Here is a 6458-nt window from a genome sequence, read left to right on the forward strand (position 1 = left end):
GAATGAATTTATCGACGATTCCCTCTACCACGTTCATCGGTAATGCGGCAAATTCGATTACCCCATCAAGGCGGTTACGAAACTCCGGGGTAAAAAACGATTTAAGGGCTTCATGACGGGAAATTGAGCTGTCGGCATTGAAGCCCATTACACTCCTCTCACTCGCTCCAATATTGGAGGTCATAACAAGAACGACATTCGCAAAGTTTGCTTTAAACCCCGTATTGTCGGTCAAGGTTGCGCTGTCCATCACCTGCAGCAGTACATTGATCAAATCAGGATGGGCTTTTTCGATCTCATCCAGTAATAAAACCATATACGGATGCTTTCGTACTGTCTCGACCAACAATCCCCCCTGCTCAAATCCCACATATCCCGGAGGGGCACCGATGAGACGGCTAAGGGCATGTTTTTCCATATATTCAGACATATCGAACCGCTCAAAATAGATCCCCATCGTTTCTGCCAACGATCTTGCCAATTCTGTTTTTCCTACCCCGGTAGGACCGGAAAATAAAAAAGAGGCTATCGGTTTTTGCGGTGCACTGAGACCTGCGTAGGAGCGTTTAATCGATTTAACCACCTCTGAAACCGCACTATCTTGACCGATGACCAGTGCTTTAAGATCGGATTCTAACGAAGCGAGTTTTTCACGCTCATCCGTCCCCATTTTAGAAGGAGGGATTCCCGTCATTTTAGCGATTACATTCTCAATATCGTGTGGCGTAATCGTGGTTCGCTTATGGGTTTTGAGATGAAACGACGCCCCCGCTTCATCGATCAGATCGATAGCGACATCGGGTAAAAAGCGATCGGTAATGTATTTTTTAGAGAGCTCGACGGCAGAGCGCAATGCTTTATCGGTATATTTCACCCCATGATGCTTTTCATACCGTGCACGTAACCCTTTTAGGATCAAGAAGCTCTCCTCCTCACTCGGTTCACCCACCTCGATACGGGCAAAACGGCGGCTGAGAGCTCGATCTTTCTCAAACACGCTTCGATATTCGGCATGGGTCGTTGCCCCCATACATTTGAGTACTCCCGAGGCAAGAGCGGGTTTGAGCTGATTAGACGCATCCATACTCCCGCCCCCTACAGCCCCTGCTCCGACGATAGTATGTATTTCATCGATAAATAAAATTGCATTGGGGTGCTCTGAGGCTTCATCCATAACCGCTTTGAGCCGCTTCTCAAAATCGCCCCGATATTTGGTTCCTGCGAGCATTGCCCCCAAATCGAGAGCAAAAATTTCGGCATCTTCAAGCAACACGGGGACATCTCCTGAGAGAATCCGTAGTGCTAACCCCTCAGCAATCGCTGTTTTACCGACACCCGGTTCACCGATAAGGAGAGGATTATTTTTCTTACGTCGGCATAGTGTCTGAATCGCTCTCTCAATCTCGTTAAGACGGCCGATAACGGGATCAATTTTCCCTTTTTTAGCCTGTTCAATCAGATTGATCGCATACTTTTGAAGTGCTCCCTCGCTACGCGTATCCTCTTGTGTATTCCCTAGATCACGGTGGGATATCGCTTCAAGGACATCGACACGGCTGATACCGTACTCTTCGAGGAGCATACACGCATAGGTGTGATGTTCTTCATATACCGCAGCGATTAAATCACCTACATCGGCGGCCTCTTTTTGGGCACTTCGTACATGGTGCATCATCCCATCAATCATTCGAGCCAGCGCGACCGTCTCAAAAGGTTCCTGCTCATCGGGCAACGGTTCCATCGTCTGCATTAGATAGGCACCCAACGATTCTCGAATAATCTCTATATCTGCACCGCACGAACGGATAATCGCTTCTCCATCAGACGAATTAAGTAGAGCAAACATAACATGTTCGATAGTAAGATATTCATGACGCTGATGCCTCGCAAATGCAATCGCTTTTTGAAAAATCGCATTGAGTTCTGTACTTACCATGATTATGCCTCCTCCATTACCGCTTTAAGGGGAAATCCGTTTTCACGAGCCAATGTCCCCACTTGATGTACTTTTGTTTCCGCCACCTCATAGGGATAGACACCGCATAAACCGCGACCGCTTCGATGCACTTCAATCATAATCGCGTGAGCTTCCTGAAAATTGCGACGAAATAGTTTCATTAAAATATCCACCACAAAATCCATGGATGTGTAATCGTCATTGAGCAAAAAAACATTATACTGCTTCGGATGCTCTACTAAAATATTTAATTGTGTCGAGTGTTCATGTTTCGTAGCCATAATTGAACTATACCGAATCTTTTTAAATTTTTGCCGCGTTACAAAAATCATCGATAATCGCTTCAGCACTTTCCAAGCCGATCGAAATACGGACAAGCCCCGCTGTTATCCCTAAAAATTCCTGTGTTTGTGTATCAAAATCGCGATAAATTGTTGAAGCCATATGAAGCCCTAAAGTACGGCTATCTCCGATGTTGGCTGTGATCGTAATCAGTTTTGAATGATTGAGGAATTCAAAAGCTTTCTCTTTGCTCCCCAAATCGATCGTAAGAACCGTTCCGCATCCGTTTGAAAATTGGTTCACATACCGTTCATGATGAGGATGATGCGCTAAACAGGGGTGGTTAACATTAAACCCTTTATCATACAGTGTTTTGGCAACAATTTCTACCGTTGTTACGATTCGATCCATACGCAACGGCAATGTTTCCAATCCCAACATGGTAAGATAACTTCCAAACCCGTTTGCCGACATTCCGAAATCACGCAGTGCCCGTTTTTTGGCATTGGCTATCAGTGCCATGGACCCCATTTTTTTGATAAACGGATGTAAATCTTTATAACGCTCCCCTTTAAACTTATCCTCACCCTCAGAAATAGCGCGGAAAATAACGGCACCGCCTAGTGAGGAAGCATTTCCGGTAATAATTTTCGTCGTCGAATAGACCACGATATCGGCACCCAATGCTAAGGGAGCTACACTCAGCGGGGTAATCGTATTGTCCACCATCAACACCACCCCATGCCGATTCGCAATCTCGGCGATTTTAGCAATATCGGGTAAACGCATATTGGGATTGCCGACGCTCTCTAAAAAGAGTATTTTTGTCGCCGTATTGATCGCTTCCTCGATAGCAGAGAGCTCATCCACATCAAAAAAATGGGTGGTAATCCCAAAACGCTCTAATGTTTCGGAAAAATAGGAATAGGTTCCTCCGAAAAGTCCCCCGATGCTGATAATCTCATCACCTGCGCGTAAAAGACTGAGCGTTGCCATAGCCGTGGCACCCATTCCAGAGGATGCAGCCACTGCTCCGATTCCACCGTCCATAGAGGCCAAGATCTGTTCCAACTGTGCCGATGTCGGATTTCCGACACGGGCATACAAAGGTTTTTTCACCGATCCCTCAAAGATCCCCTCGCCACTCTCACTGTTGCCGTATCCAAATGATGCGGAATTAACCATAACGGGACTAACCGGTCCCTCTTTTTTCCCCACTTGCTGAACAATGCGTGTTGTAAACTCTTCAAAGCGATTCATCATCAAACCTATATTAAAATAGGGCAATTATAACGAAAAAGAAGTTCCATTGACTAAACGCATTTTCATCACCGCAACCAATACCAATATCGGCAAAACTTATACCTCCCAATTACTGATTAAAGCCCTCAGCCATCTAGGGTTGCGAGTCGGCGTTTACAAACCGATCGAAACCGGAGTAACCTCCATTCCCTCGGATGGAAATCTCCTCTATCAAAGTGCATTAAGCTATAATCCTTCACTTGCCGCACTATCGATAAACGATATTGTCACCTTGCAATACCCTCTTCCCGCCGCCCCCTTTGTTGCCAACGGAGGCAAAACGATCGATTTTAATCTCTTGGAAAAAGCTTTGGAAAAAATCGAAGCCTTATGCGATATCGTTATTATCGAAGGGGCCGGCGGATTAATGGTTCCGATCGATGAAAAAAACATGATGATTGATCTCCCCCGATGTTTCAATGCAACGACCCTTTTGGTTTCCCACTGCCGTCTCGGATGTATTAATGACACCCTCCTCAGCATTAAAGCTCTCCAAGATGCCGCTCTCCCTTTTGTTTGGGGACTCAACTGTCAATCCGATGATACCTCCTTTGAAGCCACTTCCCTCCCCTATTTTCAACATCGGTTTGATCGAGTCTACCGAATTGATAAAGATATCGATGCCATAGCGCAAGCACTTTTAGATACAATTACACTATAAATACGGGGGAAAGTATGAAACATCTTATTCGGACAGACAATTTTACGACTGAAGAAGTTTTACAGGTTTTACACGATGCAGAACACTATTTGGGAGGTCAGTTTGATCCTATTCTCAAAGAAAAAATCATTATTACCCTCTTTTTTGAAAACTCCACCCGTACCAAAAGTTCGTTTGAAATAGCCGCTAAACGGCTCGGTGCGGAAGTCGTTCATCTGGATGTTCAAAAAAGCTCTACCCAAAAAGGGGAGAGCCTTGTCGACACGGCGGCTAATCTGGATGCGATGGGACCGCATGCCATGATCGTCCGTCATCCCCATGCCGGAGTTCCTAATATCCTCGCCGAACACACCCATGCTTCGATTATCAATGCAGGAGACGGTGCCCATGCCCATCCGACTCAGGCACTTCTTGATCTCTTCACTCTTCGCCGTCATTTTGGGGATGTGAAGGGTAAAAAAATCGCTATTGTCGGTGATATCAAAAACTCCCGTGTCGCGAACAGCAATATCGAACTCCTAACCCGCTTCGGGATGGATATCACCCTTGTGGCACCGCCTCATTTTCTCCCTGACTCCCATCTTAAAATGACCCATAATCTTCACGACGTCATCGATGATGTCGATGCTATTATGTCTCTGCGTACCCAAACGGAGCGCCATTCCCACCAAACCTACGGTTCACTTAAAGACTACGGATCGGATTTCTGTATCACCCATGAGCTTGTCGGGAACCGCGACCTGATCCTTCTCCATCCGGGACCGGTACACCGTAATATCGATATCGACGATATGATGCTCGGCGACCCGAGATGTAAAGTATTGGAACAAGTACGAAACGGCGTAGCAATTCGGATGGCTGTCCTTAAAGCACTAATCGCCTAATGATTCAACGGTTCAGTTCTCTCGTCTCTTCGGGGGTACCTTGCTTTTTTTATACCGACTTCACCGGAGAACATATCCATTGTTATACCTTGGATGAACTCAAAGACGAAGATATTGAATTTGCATTTAACAGCGATTCTAATCGTACTAATTCCCCGCACAAGCCCTCCTTTTTTCCTATCTGCTTAGAAAATTATCGCCAAAAATTCGATGCCGTTCAAGAACATATCCGCCGCGGCAATAGCTATCTGCTTAATTTGACCCAACCAACTCCCCTTGAGTCTCCCTACACACTCAAAGAGATCTATACTATGGCGCATGCCCCCTATAAGCTCCGTGTTAAAGATCAATTTGTCTGCTTCTCACCCGAGCCGTTTATTACGATTGAAGAAAACACCATTCATACCTATCCGATGAAGGGTACTATTGATGCATCGATTCCTAATGCGATCGAAACTATACTCAACGATCCAAAAGAGTTCGCAGAACACACGATGATCGTCGATCTTTTACGTAATGATTTAGGAATCGTTGCTAAAAATATCAAAGTAGAGACATTCCGATACATAACGACTATTGATACCGGAGACAAAAAACTTCATCAAGTAAGTTCTCATATATCCGGTTTATTACATAACAATTGGAAAGATAATATTGGAGAGTTGGTGCTAGCCTTATTACCTGCTGGAAGTATCAGCGGTACACCGAAACGAAAAACCGTTGAGATTATCGAAGAGGTCGAAGGATACAAGAGAGGCTATTTTACAGGTGTTTTCGGTCATTTTGACGGCAAGAACCTTTACAGTGCCGTAGCTATCCGTTTCATTGAAAATAAAGATGGAAATCTTATCTATAAAAGCGGTGGCGGCATTACCGCCGATAGTATTTGCGAGGGTGAATACAAAGAGATGCTAGATAAAATATATATCCCTTAACGGACACTCACCTGAGGTTTTAATTTCTGGAATGTTTTAGGACCGATACCTTTGACATTGACAAGTTCATCCACGGTTTTAAACCCGTTATGGGATTTTCGGTATTTAAGTATCTCTTGTGCCTTAGAGGGGCCAATTCCGTACAAGGTTTGCAGCTGGGCCGAATTGGCTTTATTAATGTTAATGGAACCCAATAGGAGTGAAAAGAATAGAACAAGCAGTGTGATAATTTTAACCATATCTAACCTCAAGAAATAAAGTATTAGATTGTAGCGCGTGAAATTTTGTTTGTCAAATTAGTAAATGTTATATTTTATGTGATTGTTTAAAAAAAGAGAGGATTTAAATTGAGGAAGAAGTAAAAATCTGAGGCCAGGCGGCGACCTACGTTTCCACACCTGAAAGATGCAGTATTATGAGCGATGAGGGTCTTAGCT

The 6458-nt window shown here is 44.6% G+C and carries 7 protein-coding genes; 3 read left to right on the plus strand and 4 right to left on the minus strand.

Translation table 11 applies throughout. The annotated features are described in order from the left end of the window. The 3 genes from A2517_RS05380 to A2517_RS05390 form a co-directional block, all read right to left on the minus strand. Positions 1-1936, minus strand: a 1936-nt coding sequence (locus tag A2517_RS05380; RefSeq protein WP_294894889.1) for an AAA family ATPase, incomplete at its 3' end; no start/stop codon positions are given. A 2-nt stretch (positions 1937-1938) separates the two neighbouring features. Next, complete coding sequence (locus A2517_RS05385; protein ID WP_294894891.1) at positions 1939-2238, minus strand: ATP-dependent Clp protease adaptor ClpS; 300 nt, start codon at positions 2236-2238, stop codon at positions 1939-1941. Positions 2239-2260: 22 nt separating this feature from the next. Further along, positions 2261-3502 carry an aminotransferase class I/II-fold pyridoxal phosphate-dependent enzyme gene (locus A2517_RS05390; RefSeq protein ID WP_294894893.1) on the minus strand — a complete coding sequence of 414 codons (1242 nt, stop codon included), beginning with the start codon at positions 3500-3502 and terminating at the stop codon, positions 2261-2263. A gap of 46 nt (positions 3503-3548) precedes the next feature. On the opposite strand from A2517_RS05390, the gene bioD reads away from it, so the two are divergent. Genes bioD through A2517_RS05405 form a run of 3 tightly spaced genes read left to right on the plus strand, consistent with a single transcriptional unit; the run spans position 3549 to position 6021 of the window. Next, positions 3549-4202 carry a dethiobiotin synthase gene (gene bioD, locus A2517_RS05395; protein ID WP_294894895.1) on the plus strand — a complete coding sequence of 218 codons (654 nt, stop codon included), beginning with the start codon at positions 3549-3551 and terminating at the stop codon, positions 4200-4202. A gap of 14 nt (positions 4203-4216) precedes the next feature. Then, positions 4217-5086, plus strand: a complete 870-nt coding sequence (locus tag A2517_RS05400; RefSeq protein WP_294894897.1) for an aspartate carbamoyltransferase catalytic subunit — start codon at positions 4217-4219, stop codon at positions 5084-5086. Beyond that, positions 5086-6021 carry an aminodeoxychorismate synthase component I gene (locus A2517_RS05405; RefSeq protein ID WP_294894899.1) on the plus strand — a complete coding sequence of 312 codons (936 nt, stop codon included), beginning with the start codon at positions 5086-5088 and terminating at the stop codon, positions 6019-6021. Before A2517_RS05400 ends, A2517_RS05405 begins: the two co-directional genes overlap by 1 nt. Here A2517_RS05405 and A2517_RS05410 read toward each other — a convergent pair. After that, positions 6018-6251, minus strand: coding sequence for a ComEA family DNA-binding protein (locus A2517_RS05410; protein ID WP_367187988.1), 234 nt, complete (start codon positions 6249-6251; stop codon positions 6018-6020). The genes A2517_RS05405 and A2517_RS05410 overlap by 4 nt on opposite strands. Positions 6252-6458 lie beyond the last annotated feature (207 nt).

The sequence above is a fragment of the Sulfuricurvum sp. RIFOXYD12_FULL_44_77 genome (genome assembly GCF_001830725.1).
Classification (GTDB): Bacteria; Campylobacterota; Campylobacteria; order Campylobacterales; family Sulfurimonadaceae; genus Sulfuricurvum; species Sulfuricurvum kujiense_A.

Coding starts and splice junctions, on each gene's coding strand:
- A2517_RS05385 (WP_294894891.1), bottom strand. CDS start 2,238: ATGGCTACGAAACATGAACACTCGACACAATTAAATATTTTAGTAGAG.
- A2517_RS05390 (WP_294894893.1), bottom strand. CDS start 3,502: ATGATGAATCGCTTTGAAGAGTTTACAACACGCATTGTTCAGCAAGTG.
- A2517_RS05400 (WP_294894897.1), top strand. CDS start 4,217: ATGAAACATCTTATTCGGACAGACAATTTTACGACTGAAGAAGTTTTA.
- A2517_RS05405 (WP_294894899.1), top strand. CDS start 5,086: ATGATTCAACGGTTCAGTTCTCTCGTCTCTTCGGGGGTACCTTGCTTT.